The organism is Streptococcus parasalivarius, from assembly GCF_054785155.1.
In genome coordinates this window covers 1-19,657 of sequence record NZ_BAABOB010000008.1, presented here as the reverse complement: position 1 = coordinate 19,657, position 19,657 = coordinate 1, and the positions used below count along the sequence as shown (strand labels likewise).

At 40.9% G+C, this 19,657-nt stretch carries 20 protein-coding genes and 2 pseudogenes; 2 read left to right on the top strand and 20 right to left on the bottom strand.

The window, feature by feature from the left end; genetic code table 11:
• Positions 1-10 precede the first annotated feature (10 nt).
• The 20 genes from hisH to ACYVQ1_RS08290 form a co-directional block, all read right to left on the bottom strand.
• On the bottom strand, positions 11-619 hold the full coding sequence (gene hisH / locus ACYVQ1_RS08385) for an imidazole glycerol phosphate synthase subunit HisH (RefSeq protein ID WP_461250401.1): 609 nt from the start codon (positions 617-619) through the stop codon (positions 11-13).
• Entirely contained in the window at positions 616-1,200 is a 585-nt protein-coding gene (gene hisB, locus ACYVQ1_RS08380; RefSeq protein WP_002884025.1) for an imidazoleglycerol-phosphate dehydratase HisB, read from the bottom strand. Before hisB ends, hisH begins: the two co-directional genes overlap by 4 nt.
• A gap of 19 nt (positions 1,201-1,219) precedes the next feature.
• Positions 1,220-2,503, bottom strand: a complete 1,284-nt coding sequence (gene hisD, locus ACYVQ1_RS08375) for a histidinol dehydrogenase (protein WP_461250400.1) — start codon at positions 2,501-2,503, stop codon at positions 1,220-1,222.
• Positions 2,500-3,150, bottom strand: coding sequence for an ATP phosphoribosyltransferase (hisG, locus tag ACYVQ1_RS08370; RefSeq protein ID WP_461250399.1), 651 nt, complete (start codon positions 3,148-3,150; stop codon positions 2,500-2,502). Before hisG ends, hisD begins: the two co-directional genes overlap by 4 nt.
• The gene (locus ACYVQ1_RS08365; RefSeq protein ID WP_461250398.1) at positions 3,143-4,123 is read right to left on the bottom strand and encodes an ATP phosphoribosyltransferase regulatory subunit; all 981 of its coding nucleotides are present in this window, start codon (positions 4,121-4,123) and stop codon (positions 3,143-3,145) included. The genes hisG and ACYVQ1_RS08365 overlap by 8 nt, the downstream gene beginning before the upstream one ends.
• Positions 4,120-5,172, bottom strand: coding sequence for a histidinol-phosphate transaminase (gene hisC / locus ACYVQ1_RS08360; RefSeq protein ID WP_461250397.1), 1,053 nt, complete (start codon positions 5,170-5,172; stop codon positions 4,120-4,122). Before hisC ends, ACYVQ1_RS08365 begins: the two co-directional genes overlap by 4 nt.
• A gap of 331 nt (positions 5,173-5,503) precedes the next feature.
• Positions 5,504-5,644, bottom strand: a complete 141-nt coding sequence (locus ACYVQ1_RS08355; protein ID WP_461250396.1) for a hypothetical protein — start codon at positions 5,642-5,644, stop codon at positions 5,504-5,506.
• Positions 5,645-5,831: 187 nt separating this feature from the next.
• On the bottom strand, positions 5,832-6,221 hold the full coding sequence (locus tag ACYVQ1_RS08350; RefSeq protein WP_461250395.1) for a hypothetical protein: 390 nt from the start codon (positions 6,219-6,221) through the stop codon (positions 5,832-5,834).
• Complete coding sequence (locus ACYVQ1_RS08345) at positions 6,202-7,125, bottom strand: phosphodiester glycosidase family protein (RefSeq protein WP_461250394.1); 924 nt, start codon at positions 7,123-7,125, stop codon at positions 6,202-6,204. The genes ACYVQ1_RS08350 and ACYVQ1_RS08345 overlap by 20 nt, the downstream gene beginning before the upstream one ends.
• Positions 7,126-7,285: 160 nt before the next feature.
• Complete coding sequence (locus ACYVQ1_RS08340) at positions 7,286-8,020, bottom strand: hypothetical protein (RefSeq protein WP_461250438.1); 735 nt, start codon at positions 8,018-8,020, stop codon at positions 7,286-7,288.
• Between the two features lie 8 nt (positions 8,021-8,028).
• The gene (locus ACYVQ1_RS08335) at positions 8,029-8,673 is read right to left on the bottom strand and encodes a TIGR01906 family membrane protein (protein ID WP_461250393.1); all 645 of its coding nucleotides are present in this window, start codon (positions 8,671-8,673) and stop codon (positions 8,029-8,031) included.
• On the bottom strand, positions 8,663-9,436 hold the full coding sequence (locus ACYVQ1_RS08330; RefSeq protein ID WP_461250392.1) for a TIGR01457 family HAD-type hydrolase: 774 nt from the start codon (positions 9,434-9,436) through the stop codon (positions 8,663-8,665). The genes ACYVQ1_RS08335 and ACYVQ1_RS08330 overlap by 11 nt, the downstream gene beginning before the upstream one ends.
• A 1-nt stretch (position 9,437) precedes the next feature.
• Positions 9,438-10,181, bottom strand: coding sequence for an acyl-ACP thioesterase domain-containing protein (locus tag ACYVQ1_RS08325; protein ID WP_461250391.1), 744 nt, complete (start codon positions 10,179-10,181; stop codon positions 9,438-9,440).
• Positions 10,182-11,318 (bottom strand): radical SAM family heme chaperone HemW, encoded by a 1,137-nt coding sequence (gene hemW, locus ACYVQ1_RS08320; protein ID WP_461250390.1) that lies wholly within the window; start codon positions 11,316-11,318, stop codon positions 10,182-10,184.
• 96 nt (positions 11,319-11,414) lie between these two features.
• Positions 11,415-12,149 carry a hypothetical protein gene (locus ACYVQ1_RS08315; protein WP_461250389.1) on the bottom strand — a complete coding sequence of 245 codons (735 nt, stop codon included), beginning with the start codon at positions 12,147-12,149 and terminating at the stop codon, positions 11,415-11,417.
• Between the two features lie 205 nt (positions 12,150-12,354).
• Entirely contained in the window at positions 12,355-13,443 is a 1,089-nt protein-coding gene (locus ACYVQ1_RS08310; protein WP_461250388.1) for a hypothetical protein, read from the bottom strand.
• Between the two features lie 64 nt (positions 13,444-13,507).
• Positions 13,508-14,554, bottom strand: a complete 1,047-nt coding sequence (rfbB, locus tag ACYVQ1_RS08305) for a dTDP-glucose 4,6-dehydratase (RefSeq protein ID WP_060971457.1) — start codon at positions 14,552-14,554, stop codon at positions 13,508-13,510.
• A 201-nt stretch (positions 14,555-14,755) separates the two neighbouring features.
• Positions 14,756-15,349 carry a dTDP-4-dehydrorhamnose 3,5-epimerase family protein gene (locus ACYVQ1_RS08300; protein WP_175060694.1) on the bottom strand — a complete coding sequence of 198 codons (594 nt, stop codon included), beginning with the start codon at positions 15,347-15,349 and terminating at the stop codon, positions 14,756-14,758.
• Complete coding sequence (gene rfbA / locus ACYVQ1_RS08295) at positions 15,349-16,218, bottom strand: glucose-1-phosphate thymidylyltransferase RfbA (RefSeq protein ID WP_417163944.1); 870 nt, start codon at positions 16,216-16,218, stop codon at positions 15,349-15,351. Before rfbA ends, ACYVQ1_RS08300 begins: the two co-directional genes overlap by 1 nt.
• A gap of 196 nt (positions 16,219-16,414) precedes the next feature.
• Positions 16,415-17,761, bottom strand: coding sequence for an acyl-CoA thioester hydrolase/BAAT C-terminal domain-containing protein (locus ACYVQ1_RS08290; protein WP_461250387.1), 1,347 nt, complete (start codon positions 17,759-17,761; stop codon positions 16,415-16,417).
• 228 nt (positions 17,762-17,989) lie between these two features.
• Here ACYVQ1_RS08290 and ACYVQ1_RS08285 point away from each other — a divergent pair.
• Positions 17,990-19,239, top strand: a pseudogene (locus tag ACYVQ1_RS08285) (ISL3 family transposase).
• Between the two features lie 33 nt (positions 19,240-19,272).
• Positions 19,273-19,657, top strand: a pseudogene (locus ACYVQ1_RS08280) (IS110 family transposase); the annotation flags it as partial.

The following is a 19,657-nucleotide window of genomic DNA, read 5'->3' as shown; positions in this document are numbered from 1 at the left end:
TCACGAGCTTCTAGGCTTTACATAAACCCACAAACTGTTCAATAATACCTAAACCAATATCACCTGATTTTTCGGGATGGAATTGGGCACCATAAACATTGTCTTTATGGATCATGGCTGGCACCTCGATACTATAATCTGCAGTGACATCAATATATTGGCTAGGCACATCCGTAAAATAACTGTGAACGAAGTAGACAGCTTGACCATCTAAACCATCTGTCAAAGGGCTAGCTTGCTTAACAGCCAAATCATTCCACCCCATATGTGGGACAGGCTGCTCCTTACTGGCAGGAATGGCACGGCAAACACCAGGAATAAAGCCAAGACCATCTGTTTCTTCATGCTCCAGTCCTTTTTCTGTTAAAATCTGCATACCTAAGCAAATTCCTAAAAGTGGAACTCCCTTTGCTACGGCCTCTTTGATGACAGCTACCAAACCTCTTCGCTCCAACTCTGCCATGGCTGTTGGATAGGCACCTACACCAGGTAAAATCAAACCATCTGCAGCTAGGATTTTTTCTTTGTCAGCAGACAATTCTGCAGTCACACCGATTTTTTCAAGAGCGCGCAGAACATTGGCGGTATTCCCCGCATCGTAATCAATGACGATAATCATAGCATCCCCTTTGTCGAGTTTACGCCGTGAATGTCAGGATTGACTGTGATGGCTTCACGCAAGGCACGTCCTGTTGCCTTGAAGAGACTTTCTGACTTGTGGTGATTGTTTTTTCCGTGGAGAATCTTGAGGTGGAGATTCATTTGAACATTAAAGGCTAAAGCTTGGAAAAATTCTTCAACCAGTTCTGTGTCAAAATTACCCAATTTTGGATTATCAAAACTAGCATCAAAGACCAAGAAGCTACGTCCAGACAAGTCTAAACTCGCCATTCCGAGGGTTTCATCCATAGGTACGAAAGCCGTTCCATAACGGTTGATACCTGCTTTGTCACCCAAGGCCTCTTTAAGAGCTTGCCCAAGGACAATACCGACATCTTCAACAGTGTGGTGACTATCAACCCAAAGGTCACCATCAGCCTTCACCACCAAAGACATACGGCCATGACGGGCAAATAAGGTCAACATGTGGTCAAAAAATCCGACACCTGTTTGAATGTCTACTGGTTCTTGAGCATCCAAATTGAGGCTTAACTTAATTTTGGTTTCAAAGGTATTACGTTCAATTTCTGCTTGTCTCATAACTGCTTCCTCTACTCTCTCAATCATTGTCGTTTCTGACTTCAATAGCCTTGGCGTGGGCCTGCAAGCCTTCCGCATAAGCCAAGGTTGTAATATCGTGCTGAGCCTTGTTGACTGCTGCCTTGTCGTATTGCGTATATTGGATACGTTTGACAAAATCGTGCACACCTAAAGCTGATGAAAAGCGGCTGGTTGCTGTCGTTGGAAGAACGTGATTGGCACCCGCATAGTAATCACCAATGGGTTCACTGGTAAAGTGACCAAGAAAGACGGAACCAGCATTTTCCACTTTTTCTAGGTAATCATAGGCCTTGTCCATAGCAATTTCCAAATGTTCTGGCGCAACCAAGTTCATGAGTTCAAACATGGCATCTGTATCCTTGGCGATAATAATACGGCCGTTATTTTCAATGGAAGGACGCGCAATCGCCTCGCGTGGTAAAAGCTTGAGTTGACGTTCAATCTCACTTTCAACCGCATCGGCCAAGGCTTCAGAATCTGTTACCAAAATAGCACGTGCTAGCTTATCATGCTCCGCTTGAGACAAGAGGTCAGCTGCCACATAAGTTGGATTGGCGCTACTATCAGCAATGACACCAATCTCTGATGGCCCTGCAATCATATCAATACCGACAATACCGTAAACCTGTTTCTTAGCAGTGGCTACGAAAATATTTCCGGGACCTGTAATCTTATCCACCTTTGGAAGAGTTTCTGTCCCAAAGGCCAAGGCAGCAACCCCTTGAGCTCCACCGACTTGGTAAATGGTGTCCACACCAGCCAATTTTGCAGCTACCAGGATAGCAGGAACAAAGTGTTCTTGAGGCGGCGTAATCATAATAATCTCTTTAACCCCAGCAATTTTAGCAGGAATGACATTCATAAGGACTGAGGACGGATAAGCCGCAGTTCCTCCAGGCACATAAACACCCACACGATTGATGGGACGAATCATTTGACCACGAATAACACCCTCACTTGGTTGGTCTTCAAATCCAGCCTCCAACTGATGTTTGTGGTAAGATTCAATATTTTCTTTAGCATTGACTAGGGCTTGATATACCTTTGGATCAATTTCCTTAAAGGCTTGATCAATAAGATCTTGTCCAACTTCAATATCAGTCAAATCAACCTTATCAAACTTCGCTGAATAATCACGAAGGGCCTCGTCTCCACGTTCTTTAACGTCTTCGATAATGGCTTGAACCGTGCTTTCAACGTCTCTATTTTCTTTTGAAAGTTCCAATTGCTCCTGATAAAGAAGCTCAGCAATTTCTTCATTTGTTCCAGTTAATCGTTTCATTCGAACGGTACCTCCTCGTTTCCTACAAGTGATTCAATCTTACGAATGAATGGTAGAACTTCCTTATTATTTTTCAAAGAAGCCTTATTAACAATCATTCGTGCTGAAATACGGCAAATATCTTCATAAACCTTTAAACCATTGGCAACAAGGGTATTCCCTGTTTCCACAATATCGACAATAGCATCTGCTAGACCAATAACAGGGGCAATCTCAACGCTCCCTTGAATCGAAATAATCTCGACATCCTCACCCTTTTGATTAAAATAATCAGTTGCAATGGTTGGATACTTGGTAGCAATACGTTTACGTTTATGGTCATTAGGATTATAGTCTGCTGTCGATGCTACAGAGAATTTACAAAGACCAAAATTAAGGTCTAACATTTCCAAATAGCCTGTCGGATGTTCAACCAGAACATCCTTCCCAATAATCCCAATATCTGCGACACCATGTCTAACATAGGTTGTCACATCTGGAGCTTTGACCAAGAGAAAACGGAAACGCTTGTCAGGACTCTCGAAAATCAAATTACGTCCCTTATCAGCCATGAAAGACATATCAAAGCCAGCTTTTTCCAGTAATGTAACCGCATCTTTCTCAATACGTCCCTTGGTCAAGGCAATTGTGATTTGATTGCTAGTCATCCAAGTCACCTCCAAATTCCACATCGTCATGTACTGCTTGATAAACTGAGTCGATATCAATGGCCCAGCCAACCGCTGTTAACTCGGTAGCACCAAAGCGTTCAAATAGTTTATCGTAGCGGCCACCTGATACAAAAGCATCCGGTACCTTGTCACCGAAGACCTTAAACATTATGCCCGTGTAGTAAGGTACTGCTGGCAATTGAGCCAAATCAAGCGTCGTCTCTGGGAGACTATCAGCTAGGCGATTGGTTAAGACTTCCAAACTATCCAAAGCCGTCAAAAAGGCTTCACTGTCTGTTAACTGTCTAGCTTTGGTCAAGACAGCAGTTGTCTCACCAAAGAGGAATGGCAACTGCTCTAAGACCTTGTCATATTGACTTGGATTTTCTTTGGTGAATTCCTTGAGACCTGTGATTGATTTATCACGGATATAGGCAGCCAACTCTGCTTCTTTTACTGCTGGAAGGTCTAATTCTTCAAAAATGAGTTGCAAGAGGCGGGCATGTGAAAATTCAAATTTGTAATTTTTGACACCTGCCACATCCAAGGCCTCCTTAGCAGATATCACTGCTTCTTCCAATGCCTGATGAACTGGAAAACCAATGATTTCCACGCCAGCCTGCGTATGCTCATTGGACAAGCCACGCATCTCTTCGTTGTAGTTAAAGACCTTTCCAGAGTAGGAAAATTTAATCGGTGTATGAACTTGTGTGGAGGCAATCACGCGCCCGATTTGACTGGTAATATCAGGACGTAGGCTAACAAGATCTCCATTTTTATCAAAGAAATTATAGTTACCATTGTCTACAACATCGCTAAAGACTTCAAAATGCTCTAAGGTTGGTGTCTCAATTCGAAGGAACCCCTTTGTCATCAACAAGTCACAGATACGGTGTTCAATCTGATACATGGTACGGGCACGTTTGAAAAGTTTATCGTGCATTCCTAAGGCTAATGTCGTTTTTTTCATGCTTGTAACTCCTGCATTGTCATTAATACGCGCTCCATCTCATCCTGCGTCCCAATAGAAATGCGTAGTCTGTCTGAAATACGCTCCACTTTTGGAAAATAACGGACATAAATTTTCTTACTTTGGAGAAAGTCAAACAATTGTCCTGCAGTCACTCCGTTAGGTTTGACCAAAACAAAATTAGTTTTTGAAGGTAGGACATCAAAGCCAATCGCCTGCAATTCTTGGCTAAACCAGTCACGTGTTGCCATAATCTTAGCGCAAGTGTCCTCATAATAGTCCCAAGACTTAATCGCTGCAGTCCCCAAGGCTTCCGCAATGCTATCCACATTATAGGGATTGACTGAATTCTTGACAGCATTGATCACAGCCATTAGTTTAGGACTTCCTATGCCGTAACCGACACGCAAGCCAGCAAGGGAGGCATCCTTAGAAAAGGTCCTAGTGATAAACACATTGTCATACTTTTCTAGGAGCGGTAAGGCCGTCTCCCCACCAAAGTTAATATAGGCTTCGTCAATAATCACAACTACCGACTGGTTGGCCTTTACAATCTCCTCGATTTGATCTAAAGGTTTATAAATACCTGTTGGAGCGTTCGGATTAGTAAGGACAATCCCACCATTTTTGACCAGATAATCTTGAGTATCAATCTCAAATGAAGAAGTCAAAGGCACCTCTCTAAAAGGGATGCGGTACAAATCTGCCCATACCTTGTAAAAACCATAAGTCAAATCAGGAAATATGATTTCTTCCTCACTGTTAAAGAAAGCTAGAAAAGCCATTGATAAGATGTCGTCTGACCCATTTCCAATAATCAATTGATTGGCAGGCACACCCAACTGTTCAGACAAAGCTCGACGCAAAGCCGCTTGATCCAAAGTCGAATACTTACGTAACTGATGGACATCAAAGGATGCTAGAGCTTGATGGACTGCTGGACTTGGTCCATAGGCATTTTCATTAGTATTCAACTTAATGATATTCTTCTCAGCGGGCTGACTACCCGCCACATAGGGTTCAATCTTTCGTAATCCTTTGATTTCCATAGTTTATCCTTTCTGTTCGACTCTAACCAAGTGTACTTTTCGCTACACGCTCTAAAAAAGTGTAACAAAAAACGTCCTCGCAAAAATAACTTTTGCAAGGACGTTGGCACGTGGTTCCACCTTAATTCGAACAGGGGTCGCCCCCTCTTCCTCATGAAGTCACAAAGACTCACTTGTAACTCCTAGTCGCTAACGGAACCACCCGTCGTACACTACTGTCATCCAGAGTTCGCATACGCTCTCAAGAATGTGTCGTCTTTGATCTCATGCGTTCTCAGCTTCCCGCACTCTCTGTGAAACGATCTGACTTTTTCTCTCAACGATTTAGATTTTAGTTCATTTTACCTAAAAATTCAGAACAAAGCAAGTCTTTTTTGTATATTTTTATAAAAAAACGAAACATTATTGTATATTTAATAGCTAAAAACTGCAGTTCTTTAAACTTTCTCCATGCAGTTTCAGATGCTTCCATCACTAGGAAAAGTCTCCTTTTATCTATATTCCTGTCACAAAAATCAATCTCAGTTATTTGTTATGAAAATCTCTTTAGTCCATTTCCTGATTCAAAACAATTTTTCCACTTATAAGGTGTATATTTATCCTAAATAAATTTTCAAAGTAAGGTAAAAAGCCTGAGGCATTACTCCAAGCTTTCATTTTTAAGCCAGTTTTCTAGGTCTGATAAATCCTGTTAGAAGACTCAAACAAAGTAGTCCAGCTGCCACATACCAATAGGGCATATCTACACTGGTTGTACGTCCTGAGACTTCAACAATGCCTTTAACTAAACAGGCACTTGCTACAACCGCGATTGCTGAATTTAATAAGAGTTTCGAGGCACGATTTCTCACCCAAGACATTCCCATTCCTGTTAGCAGATAAATCATAGCTCCAGCCAATGGTGCAAAGAACATCATGCGCATAAACATGGATGATTCACCATAAGAAAAGCGTTCATAGACAAAGGTAAAGACCAGGCTAAAAATAGTTAAACCAATATAGGTGAAAAAGTGCTTGCTAGCTGATTTTTTAGTAACCGATGTAAACAATATCACTCACCGCCCTTTCTGAGATTTTGTTTCCGTTTGTGGTTGGCTTATTTATAACTTGACTATTGAAATACATGGTTGATGAGCCACCACCATCAAGGTTGTAAGCTGTCGTCACGCCATAAGATTTCATCAATTCTGCCATTTCATAAAGAGTCAATCCTGACGACTCGCTCGTTCGACCATCTGAGACAATGACAATGTAGTGTACGCTGCCATCACTTTCTTCAATGACTCCGATAGCTGTACGTGGATTGTCAGCCATGGCTTGACCAACCTCTTCATTTTCTGAGACAGCTACCTTACCATTTTCAACCAAGGTTGGACCAAAGGCAAAGGTATTCACCACACCTGAATCGACCAGTTTTTGAGCTGTAGTGTCGCTCTCCTTAAAAGTCTTGAAGCTACCGTCTGAGTACACTGCTATATCCTCATAGTCACTATTTCGATCAGTATCACGATAGACTTGACCATTTTTAATGACATAGCCTGACTGGTTAGCCCCATAATAGTCACCATTGATGGCAAAGATAGCTTTATTTTGCTGGGCAATACTTGAAGTGGTGTCAGTAATATTGGTACCATAGGTGTTTTGTGCCAAAGCCGTTTTAAGGTAGTCCGCACTTGAAAGCTTGATATCGGCAACATAGTAAGTGGTATCACTAGTTTTACCCGTAGTGATTTTGATATCCATATTGTCATCTTTATAAGTCGTATCCGTCTTAGTGACCTTCCCAGTGCTGGTAGATGCTGTCGATGAAGCTGTGCTTGAGCTAGTCGTATTAGTCGAAACCGTTGAGACTGCCGAAGGAATGACAAAGACCTTTAAAAGGGAATAAACATTCGCCCCCATCAGAAAGAGGGTGAAGAGTAAGGCATAGGCATGCCTTTTTAAGAATTTCATAGAAGACCTCCAATTTTAAAAGATAAGATAGAAACCATAAGTTCCTTTTGCTTGAAATTAGCATAACAAGCAAAGCTTAAAATCTTCTATAAATCCCATAACAACGCCTTTTCTTTAAGTTTTCCTTAAGAAAAGACAGCCTCAACTGAAGCTGTCTGCGTTAGATAATCATATCTTCTGTAATGTCAAATTCTCTCAAGAGCTCCTGAATCTTATCAAAGTTCAGACGGAAATGCTCCAATTTATGCCCATCAGAGCCAATAGAATACTTACGACATCCCAAATCCTTAACAAGGCCCAAGGCATAACGATAAAGATCTTCATGATGATAAAGGTACATGCTCTTTGCATTTAACTCAAAAGCCAAATCATTAGCCATCATTTTCTGGAAAATACGTTTAAGCTGATTCTCATAGGCTTTTAGCTCATCAACAGTCACATCAAAAAGGCGGAAACCATAGTCAAAGTGGGCCAGAACATCTGCGTCCACACGACCAATAGCATACTCCAACTTGTCCAGATATTCTTGAATAATGCTAGCTTTGTCCATATCAGCCACCTCATCATCAAGATAATCATTAACCCCATTATGGTGAACAGAAAGCAGTTTGAGATCATAGTCCTTACCATCCAAAAAGTCTAAAATATCGCTTTCTCTAGGCTGGTAATAGCCAATCTCGATGCCTCGTTTAATACGATTGCCATACTTGAGGTTGAGTTTTTCAATCTCATGACTATAAGCCTCGTACTCTGGCACATCGTCCTGTTTCGTATAGGGATTAGAGAGATCATAATGCTCAGTCGTTACAATCTCGCCATCAAAATGGGTCAAATAATCAGTAAAATTCGCATCCGAATCATAGGAATGATGGGTATGCAAATGGTTATCACGAATAGTCATCATTACTCCTTATTTTTTAAATAGCTTCTCACCTGTTTATGGGCTAGCCAGGTCAACCCCACCATGATTCCCTCATAAATTATAAAGAAAATCACAAAACATTGAAGGAAATACTCTTCTGGCAAAACATTAATAATTGGGTCCAACATTGGATTAAAGAGCCAACTACTGTCTCCTGGAAAGAGAGCCTCATGAAAGAGAATGAAGAACTGATCAAATCCTAGGAAAAGTCCCACTACTCCAATAAAGATTGGTAAAACAGCTAGACTCAGATAAAGTCTACGATAGAGACCAAAGGTCGCCTTCTTCACATTTCGCCAAAGAAAGCTCACAGCTGGATAAGCCAGTAGGATAACAAGCCCCTGAACTAGATGAAAGAGCCACTTGACATCATGAAAATGCTTAAGGCCACTCCCTGACGATGGAAAATCAGGCATGGCCAGACGCCCCACCCAAGGAAAGGTCAGGTACTGCATGAGGACATTGAAGTTATGCCAAAGCTCTTTCTTGCCAATAATGACATAGTTCAAAAGATGCATCCAGTCAATATCAAAATAATAGAAGCCCCATGCTAGGTAAATCGTAACCAGAATTGACAAGGCCAGGAGCCAAATGGGAGTTAACACTGCTTCAATCTTAGTTCGCATCAAAATCCCACTCCGCTAGACTAGCAAGGACATGGTCTGGTTTGACAGGTAGACCTGCAACCTCTTCCGCCTTGGTGAAACCAGTTGTCACAAGAAGTGTTGGAAAGTCATTTTTAATGCCAGCTGTAATATCAGTCAAATAATTATCGCCAACCACGATTGTCTGGTTACGTTCTGTCCCGAGGATATCTAAGGCTTTATTCATGATGACTGCTTCAGGTTTACCAATAACGATTGGTTTCACACGCGTCGCTGCCTCGATGAGGGCCAAGAGGGATCCAGCACCTGGAAGTAGACCTCGTTCTGTTGGGATATTCAAATCTGGGTTTGTCCCAATAAACATAGCCCCTTTATGGATAGCAAGGGTTGCTTTAACCAGCATTTCATAAGTGACGTCACGGTCCAATCCCACTACCACATAAGCAGGATTTTCCTCATCTACCGTATAGCCCGCATCCGCAATAGCAGATTTAAGCCCAGTCTCACCAATAACATAAACAGTCTTACCACGATTCATATCATTCATGTAATCAACTGTCGCCAAGGTTGCTGTATAAATAGTTTCAAGAGGCGTTTCCAACTCGCACTGATTACGCAAAAGCTCTTGGACCATCTCTGGTGTACGCATACTGTTGTTAGTCACAAAAAGATAGGGAATCTGACGTTTCTGCAACTCCTTAACAAAGGCCTCCCCTTCAGGAATACGATCCTTACCTTTGTAAATAGTTCCATCTAAATCAATCAAATAGCCTTTATATCTCATCTTACTCGTCTCCTATTTCTTTCCATTGAATAATGGCCTGGGCATGAATATTACCATCAACACAAATCTGGTGTTGACTGCTCAAATTTTCTTGGTCAAACTCATAGCCAGAATAAATTTCTGAGCCATGATGAATTTCCTTAACGTACTTGAGATCAATATGGGCTGGTGTATACTTGGTCAAAAAGTCCAAATCGAAAACATCCAACATCCACTCTAGGTACTTGCTATTATTAACGTGCCCATTCATGTCTAAGTCAAAATAGCGCACACGGTATAAGATCTCAATGGGATTTTCCAAAGTCTTATAGCGAGGGCCTCGAATCAACTTTTTAATCTTATCAGCTCCATAAGGTGCTACCACCTCATCTGGCACCTCCGTTACCTTACGCATTTCATAATCCATGAGGGCAAAAGTGGTCTTAAAGAGCATGATTTGCTGACCAGCTTCATCAGTGATGTAAAAATTACGATAACAAAAAATCTTATTATAGGAAATAGCTTCCGTTGTAATGATTACTTTTTCATTGTAGCGAGGCAGGCGGTCAATCTCAATAGCATAGTCTGTCACAATCCAAACAAGACCGTAATTATCAAAAACGTCCTTATCCGTATTACCCAGAGACTCTGACTGCATGCCAGAGACTTGCAGTGAAAAAGCCAATAAGTGTGGTAATTTCACATGATGCGTGATGTCCGTCTCATAAAACGGAATCTGATAAGGAATACTAAATTTTAATCCCATCTAATCCTCCAAGATAAATTGCTCAGCGACACTATCCCCCAGAAAGAGTCCACGTTTCGTCATCCGAACGACCTCTGGATCCTTGACCAAAAGACCATCTGCCTGTAGTTTTTCCACAATGTCTCCATAAGTATCCGCAAATGACAAACCAAACTTCTCTTCAAACCGTTTGATAGACACACCTGACTTTTTACGTAAACCAAGGAAGAACTCCTCCTCCATCATCTCCGACTTAGTCAGATGTTCTTCATTGAGTCTAGCATGGCCATCCTCAGCTATGGCCTTTAGGTAATGTTGGATGGGCCCTCGGTTACGGTAACGAACACCATTAACATAACCAGAAGCTCCAGCACCAATTCCATAGTATTCATCATTATTCCAATACATGAGATTATGTCGACTCTCCATACCGGGTTTGGTAAAGTTAGAAATCTCGTAGTGCTCAAAACCATTTTTTTCCAACTCTTGGATAATATAGTCAAACATCTCTGCTTCCAAGTCCTCAGTCGGTAGATTGAGCTTACCCCGACGCATCTTATTCATAAAGACCGTGTGATGTTCTAAAATCAAACTATAGAGACTTAGATGGGGAATATCCAGCTCCAGTGCCTTTCTCACATTTTCCTTGACCTGATCCATGGTTTGACCAGGCAGAGCATAAATGAGGTCAATGGAAATATTATGAAAACCAGCAGCCTTCAAGCTATCAATACTTTCATAAATCTGTGCTTGATTGTGACTGCGACCAATTTGACGTAAGTGCTTGTCATCAAAAGTTTGAACCCCTAAAGACACCCGGTTAACAGCAGATTTTTTGAGTACTTCAATCTTATCAACCGTCAAATCACCAGGGTTGGCCTCAATGGTAAACTCCTCCAACTTAGACAAATCCAAGTTCTTCTGAAGATGACTTAAAAGGTAGTCCAATTGCTCGGCAGAAATAGCCGTTGGTGTCCCCCCACCAATATAAAGGGTACGAAGTTCCTTGATATCTAAAAGCTCCCACTCACGAATCAAAGCCCGTAGGTAGTCATCAACGGGCTGATTTTTAATAAAGACCTTGGAAAAGTCACAATAATAACAAATTTGTGTGCAAAATGGAATGTGCACATAAGCTGACGTTGGTTTTGTTTGCATGTAACTATTCTACCATTTTTTAAGCAGAAATGAGACCTTAGAAAAGAAGAGTTTAAAGCCCAAAAAGAAACTATCTCTCCAGATAGCTTCTCTACTTTATTTTGTTAATGAAAATGGGAAAGCATTATAGTTGCTATAATCAAAAGTTGGTCCCAAATCAGAGATAAATTGAACTGGTGTGTAGCTTCCATTTTCAAGAATAAAACCAGGCTTAGCTTGGAAACCAGCTCCCCCTAGTCCAGTAATGCCAGGAAGCAAGGTTGAAAAATCGCCACCTTCCCAAACGTAGAGATTAGCTGAAATCTGAACAGCTTTTGCAGTTGTTGAGCTTTGACGATAGGGTTCGTAATCGACATTGAAATTTGCCTTTGAAGTGATATTGCCATCAGCATCAACTGTAAAACTAATGTCTGTCGCTTGAGGACTGGTACCAGTCCAAGTTCCAACCAAAGCTGCGGGAACAGGAGAGTCACTTTGGGTATCAGACCTTGCTTGATCGGACTTGTTTGACTCAGGAGCAGCACTACTACTTGTTCCTGCTTGAGCATCGGTTCCTACTGAAGCTTGATTTTTTGCTGAGCTAGATTCAGAATCACTTGCTAGGTCTTGGCCTTGGGAATCCTTTGAAGCTTCTGTCTTGGCCTTTTTATCAGATTTCCTTTCAGCTGTTTTTGGCTTTGCTGATGACTTTACTACTTTAGACATTGAAGTTGTAGATGATGATGCAGTGTCTTTTTCTGACTTAGAGCTACATCCGACAAGAGCCCCAGAAACAGCTACAGATAATAAAACAAGTGAACAAACACGGATAACTTTACTTTTCATTTTCATAAACCTCTTTTCTATATTTCTATTATATCTATTCTGTTACAAATATCAAGTGTTGTTTGTAATTTTGTAACTTTTATGTAATTATTTGTGTTGCTGTCATAAGCTAATATGTCCTTGTAAGCAAAAAAACGATCACTCCCATAGGAATGATAGATTTTGGACTATTATTAAGTACTTCTTATCTTATCTGACAGAGATATCGTGATTAGCGCGCTTCTTCTCTTTCAATATAACCTGTATAAGAGAGAAGGTTGGAGCTATCCTCCAAGATAATAATGCGCTTACCACCATCTACAAGGACATAATAGTATGAACTTTTCTCATCGTGGTAGATGTCATTAACACTCTTAGCCTGATAACCATGTGACTTAAGAAACTTCTGTATTTTAGCAAACTCTTTTTGCACCTCACCATTATCTACGCTACCTGATTGATCCACCAGATATTCTTTTAAAGGTGTAAGAATTAAGATATCTATATCATCAGAATCTGTAGTCATAACACTATTTTCAGAGATAGTCACTTCTCCTTCTGATTCATCTTCATCATCAAATGTCTTCCATTTTCCAGCAATAACTTTTGGAACCTCTGCCTTATGAAAAAGACATGTCTTTTTTAAATCTTTTGTACTTCTTGATCCGTAGTAGAGTTCTGATAAGAATAAATCTAGAACTAAGTTTGTCCCATCCTTCTGAATCAGATTATAGTAGCCAAACCATTCCGTCTTTACCAGTATGATCTCTTTGGTCTGTAATTGATATTTCTTGTCAAAATCAGCAATCGTTTTTAGTTTTGAATCACTGACATCCTCTAAGCTTGTTTCAAATTTCTGTCTAACTTTCTGACCAATAGAGATTTCTTTGATTTCTTCTTCCCTATGGCCTGCCACAAGTTTTGACTTCTTCCCATTTAAATCATAAACCAAACCAGCATTATCATTAGTTACCCACAAACCACCCAAGTTTGTTCCTTTGGAAGAAAACAAAAAGACTCCAAGACTTGTTGCTAGGACAAGAAATAAAGCAATACCCAAACCAATAAAAGTCTTCTTTCCAAAGTTTTTCTTCTTAACAAAGATCATTTGCTGTGAATAAGTTGGGTTGACCATGTGACCAGTCATTTGATTTGGAAATGGCTTGGCTTCTTCAGTCACAGACTTACCATTGTTGGTAAAAGTAGCTTGTCTTCCTTCCATAACAAATTCACCATTTAAAAGAGCCTGCTGACACTCCTGGATGGTGGGCTTACGATTATTAATCGCTTCAAAATATTCAATCCATTCTTTTCTATTCATCATCTCTCCTAACAGTTCTTAACAGAAAAATCTATCACTAACTTTAAAGTGATAGACTTTCCAATTATTTAAGCACTTCTTGTGTCTTAGCGTAGTTAGCTTCAACAGCGTCTTTTTCGGCTTTCCACCAATCTTGGTGATCTGTGTACCACTTGATCGTTTCTTCCAAACCTGATTCGAAGTTTGTGAATTGTGGTTCCCAACCAAGTTCTTCACGCAATTTTGTTGAATCAATCGCGTAACGCAAATCGTGACCAGCACGGTCTGTAACACGGTCGTATGCGTCTTTTGGTTGACCCATTTTTTCAAGGATGAGCTCAAGAACTTCCTTGTTGTTCTTTTCACCATCAGCACCAATCAAGTAAGTCTCACCGATACGGCCCTTAGTAAGGATGGCCCAAACACCAGTTGAGTGGTCATTAGTGTGAATCCAGTCACGGACGTTTTTACCTTCACCATAAAGTTTTGGTTTAATACCTGACAAGATATTGGTAATTTGACGTGGAATGAATTTTTCAATGTGTTGGTATGGTCCATAGTTGTTTGAGCAGTTTGAGATCGTTGCTTTAACACCAAATGAACGAACCCATGCCTTAACGATAAGGTCTGAAGCAGCCTTGGTTGATGAATAAGGTGATGATGGGTTGTATTTGGTTTCTGCTGTGAATTTTTCACCAGGACCTTCACCATGTCCAGGGAGATCTTCACGCAATGGAAGGTCACCATACACTTCATCTGTTGACACGTGGTGGAAACGGATATCGTACTTGCGAGCCGCTTCCAAAAGTGTGTATGTACCAATGAAGTTGGTGTGGATAAATGGTGATGGGTCGTTCAAAGAATTGTCATTGTGGCTTTCAGCTGCATAGTGAACGATTGCATCAGCCTTAGCAGCCAATTTATCAACCAATTCAGCGTCAGCAATATCACCAACAACCAATTCAACACGATCCCCAAGGATTTCTTCAATGTTAGCACGGTTACCAGCGTAAGTGAGTTTGTCAAGGACAGTCACATGCACGTCTGGATGGTTGTTGTAGACATAGTGTACGAAGTTTGAACCGATGAAACCTGCGCCACCAGTTACGATGATATTTTTATATTCAGTCATTTTTTCTCCAAATTTCTTAGTTCCTTGACCGTTCCTTTAGCTAGTGAGGGACGCCAGCAACCCTTCGGTTTCATGGCTAAATCCGGAGCCTAAGTCTCCGGATTTCCCTACAAAATTCCCTAAGGGAATCTTGTTCCCACTAGGGCAGGAACGATCCTATCAGGCTCCTTGCAGTCGCAAAATGCTGTGCAAGGTTTATTTTTACAAATCCTCTGGTTTGAGGGGTTTGACGTCTTTGAGCAATGGGTGATTTTTATCTGCTTCTGAGACTTCTGCTTCTTCCAAGTTTTCCCACTTGATATCAAGGCTTGGGTCTGCGTAATTGACAAAGGCGTATTTTGGTTTGAGTTCAAGTGCCCAGTAGTCGTTCACAAGATAGCTGTATGCGACCTTATCAGACAAAACTTGGAAACCATTGGCAACACCACGAGGAACAAAGATTCCTTTTGAGGCATCAATCACTGTTTGGTAAGTATTCCCAAACGTTTCGCCTTCACGAAGGTCAACCCATGTTCCAAGAACCTTTCCTTCATCTGCTACTGAGATGTATTTATCCCAAGGCTCAGCGTGCAAACCACGTAAAACATTTTTACGTGAGAAAGAAACGTTATTTTGCAATTTTCCTTCTGCAAAGAATGATTCTGGAAAACCAAGCGGCAACATTTTTTCCTTTTGGAAGTTTTCCTTGAACCATCCACGGTTATCTCCATGTACTGGAATATCAAATTCAAGTAAGCCTGGGATAGCATCAATCTTACGTGCAGCTAATTCTTTACCAAAAAATTGTTCAGTCATTATGCTTCTCCAATCAAACGGAGCAAATATTGCCCGTATTCATTCTTCTTAAGTGGTTGTGCCAATTCGAGGACCTGCTCTTTAGTAATGTAGCCCATGCGATAGGCAATTTCCTCAAGGTTAGCCACTTGAACATTTTGCAAACGTTGAACTGTTTCAATGTACTGAGCAGCTTGCAAGAGACTTTCGTGAGTACCTGTATCCAACCAAGCAAAGCCACGTCCCATAAGTTCAACAGAGAGGTCACCACGTTCTAAGTAAGCCTTGTTAACATCCGTGATTTCAAGTTCGCCACGAGGACTTGGCTTGATATTTTTGGCAATTTCCACGACATCATTGTCATAGAAATAAAGACCAGTTACAGCAAAGTTTGATTTTGGATGCTCAGGTTTTTCCTCGATTGAGATGGCATTCATATTGTCGTCAAATTCAACCACACCAAAACGTTCTGGATCCTTAACTTGGTAGCCAAAGACTGTAGCTCCTTTTTCCTTAGCTTCGGCACGTTGAAGCATGGCAGAAAGACCATTGCCATGGAAAATATTGTCCCCAAGAACAAGGGCAACACTATCATCACCAATGAATTCTTCACCAATGATAAAGGCTTGAGCCAATCCATCTGGACTTGGTTGTACTGCGTAAGAAAGGGAAATACCAAACTCTGAACCATCACCAAGGAGCTCTTCAAAACGTGGAAGGTCCTGTGGGGTTGAGATGATGAGGATTTCCTTAATACCAGCCAACATAAGCGTTGATAGTGGGTAATAAATCATTGGTTTATCGTAAATCGGCATCAGTTGTTTTGATGCAGCACGAGTCAATGGATACAAACGCGTCCCTGAACCGCCTGCAAGAATAATACCTTTCATAAGAAGGCTCCTTTTTTCTCTAATATATTACCTATATTTTAGCATTTTTCAGCCCTCTTGTCACGGTAAACCCTATGTTCTTAAGCTTTCATTAAGAAAAACAGAAGTGTACATTTTCTTAATCCAATGGAAAAAGGACTTCAATTGAAATCCTTTTCTTGCAATATTACTCTTGGTAAGAGTGACTTTCATTCTCTTAGTGTCTTTGTGCACTCATCCAGTCAAAAATACTGTTATAAGTTTGTCCATTGACACTGGCACGAGAACCACCACCATTGGTTGGGTCAGTGGCTACCATACCACTATAACCATCCCAATTTTTCGTATTTTCAGAATGCTGAACGCCAATCACCTGGTCATGGAAGAAATAAATCCAAGCCCAATGCCCATCATACTCTGTCCCAGGAAGATCAGTTCCAGTAGCTGTTTCAAAGTAAGAGAACCACTTGTTAGTAGCTCCAGAGGTAATCAAGCTCTTATATAAAGGCAAGACACTATTTTCTGGTTGTACTGTTGCGTCTGCCTTTGTGTGAATCAACCACATAGGTTGGCTCTTCAGTTTATCAATTCCAGATTGGTCAACAGTTAAGGGTGCAGCAATTGGAATGAGAGCTGCAAAATAATCTGGATAGGTTGCTCCCATGGTCAAGACCATACCACCACCATTTGAAACTCCCGCAAGATAGATTCGTCCCTTATCTACCTCTGGGTGATTAGCTAGGTAGGTATCAATGGTCTCTTTGAGTTGTGCTGCATTATCCGACCCCCAAGGTGTCTGCGTTTGAACAGCAAGCACATTGACCCCACGCGCCTGATCACCAGTTGTTAAGAAATGGCCTTGAATATCAGACTGGGTAAGCGCATAAACGTCATTTGAAAGAAGGGGAATATTCATATCGGTCCCTCTTTCACCAATGCCGTGTAGCCAGACTATCAAAGGTTTGGTGCTATTTCCCGTACCGGTCTGGGCACTATAAGCCGCATACTGCATGTTACCTACCTGCCCTCGCTCATCGAAAACCTCCGTTGTTGGCATCAAACGATTATTGATGGCATCTTGCTTAGAAGACACCATTTGCGACTGACTACTGCCTTCTGCCACTACTGACAAATCTTTCATCGATACCATATAACTTTCCAACCATTGGTTAGTCCAAGTAGAAAGGTTAAAATACATAGGTTCAGCATTTCCACCCATGTTGTAGCGATTATAAGAAGGTAGGCTCAATTCAAGCGTCACGTACTTGCTGTTATCATAATAGACCACATGCCCCTGATTGTCGGACACATAAGAATTCGTCACCTGACGACTAACTCCTGCTGTTGTAACCTGGGTTGAGCTGTGGACAACCTCTGGTGTGACCTTCTGATTAAATTCAAAAATGACTTTGGTTACAGCAGGACCAAACTCATAACTCTCTAGGACAATTCTTGTCTTTGTCACAGCCAAGTCTTCTGCTGCCCCTGCTTTGACAGACAAGCCTAAACTTATGGCTAACAAGGAAACAAAGACTATCACATATACTTTAACTTTTTGGAACATAGTCCCTCCCCATTTTTTATTAGTATTCACCTACAATCGATGAACAGTTACTATTTTATCATTTTCTAATCAAATAAGAAATGGATGTAAATAACTCTAATAAAAAAGGCTCTATAATTTCTGTAGTGGGTAAAACCACTGTAGAGATTATAGAGCTTTTTAAGTATACACAAAAAGTCCCATAAGAACTATAATGAAAAGCAACCAAACCATCATTAGGAAGAACTTATGAGACTTATTAAGAATACCACAGAATTAATCGGAATTAAAGACCAAAATATCATTATTTCACTTGTTTTTGAAACTGACACTCATATCGAGATTCAAGCAAAACTTGATTACCCTGCACCATCATGTCCTTACTGCCAAGGAAAGATGATCAAATATGACTTTCAAAAAAACTCTAAAATCCCTCTTCTCGAGCAAGCTGGAACTCCAACTCTACTACGTCTGAAAAAACGTCGTTTCCAGTGTAAAAGTTGTAGGAGAGTAACGGTGGCTGAGACATCTATCGTTGAGAAAAACTGCCAAATCTCTAATCTGGTCCGACAAAAGGTTACACAACTCCTAACTGAGAAGGTGTCACTAACTGATATTGCCAGAAGACTTCGTGTGTCGACGTCCACTGTCTATCGTAAGCTTGCCCAGTTCACTTTCAAGAAACATTATGACAAACTTCCAGCTGTTATGTCCTGGGATGAGTTTGGGTTCAAGAAAGGGGAATTGGCTTTTGTGGCGCAGAATTATGAGACAAACGAACTCATAACCATCCTTGATAATCGCCGCCAAACCACTATACGAAACTACTTTTTAAAGTATCCATTAAAAGCTCGCCAACAGGTGCAGTTTATCACAATGGATATGTCTGGAGCCTATATCCCACTAGCCCGCAGCCTCTTTCCAAACGCCAAAATCGTTCTTGATTGTTTCCACATTATCCAGCACCTTGGTAGAGCATTTTTAAAGACTAGAATTGCAACCATGAACCAGTTCGATAAGAAGTCACTACCCTATCGAGCCTTGAAAAATCACTGGAAACTCTTTCAAAAGGACAGCCGTAAGTTATCTCTCAATTCTTTCTATTCAAAGACTTTCCGCCAAACTTTAGCACCACATGAAGTTGTTGAGAAGACACTAGGCTTTTCAAAAGAGCTTACTGACTACTATACACTTTATCAGCTTTTGCTTTTTCACTTTCAGGAGAAGAGAGTAGATGAGTTCTTTGAGCTGATAGAGGAAAATAGAAGCAAGGTCAATCACTATTTTCAAACGGTCTTTAGGACTTTTCTTAGTCACAAGCAATACATCCAAAATGCACTAGAAACAGACTATTCAAACGCAAAACTGGAAGCTACTAACAAGTTGATTAAAGACATCAAACGGTTGGGCTTCGGTTTTAGAAACTTCATCAACTTTAAGAAACGTGTCTTCATCACACTGAACATACATAAAAAGAGGACCTATCCGGTCCTCTCTAGATGTTAGCTTTTCGTCACCCACTATAGTTGACAAACCGTCTGCACAAGGTCCTACAAGTCACCTTTCCTGAATTGGAAACTCTATTATCCACACCTACTGGAGAGCAATATTGGAACCTAGTGATGGCTTTTCCATGCAAAGAGTTTGTATTAAGCCTATCTCAAAGTAACTTGTGTGAGATTGTCCGTCAATCCACCTCCAAACGCATCTCTGAAAAGCGTATTGCTTACCTGACTGATAAACTTATAAAACTCGCTAAACAATCTTTTTGTGCGGTCAAGAATACCTCTCCAATGCTTGAAGAGGTTCGTTACTATGCTCAAGAATTGCTTCGTCTTTCTGAACGCAGACAAGTTGTCTTAAACGACATGGTAGCTCTAGCTCAGCCTTTACCAGAGTATGACATCTTACGGTCAA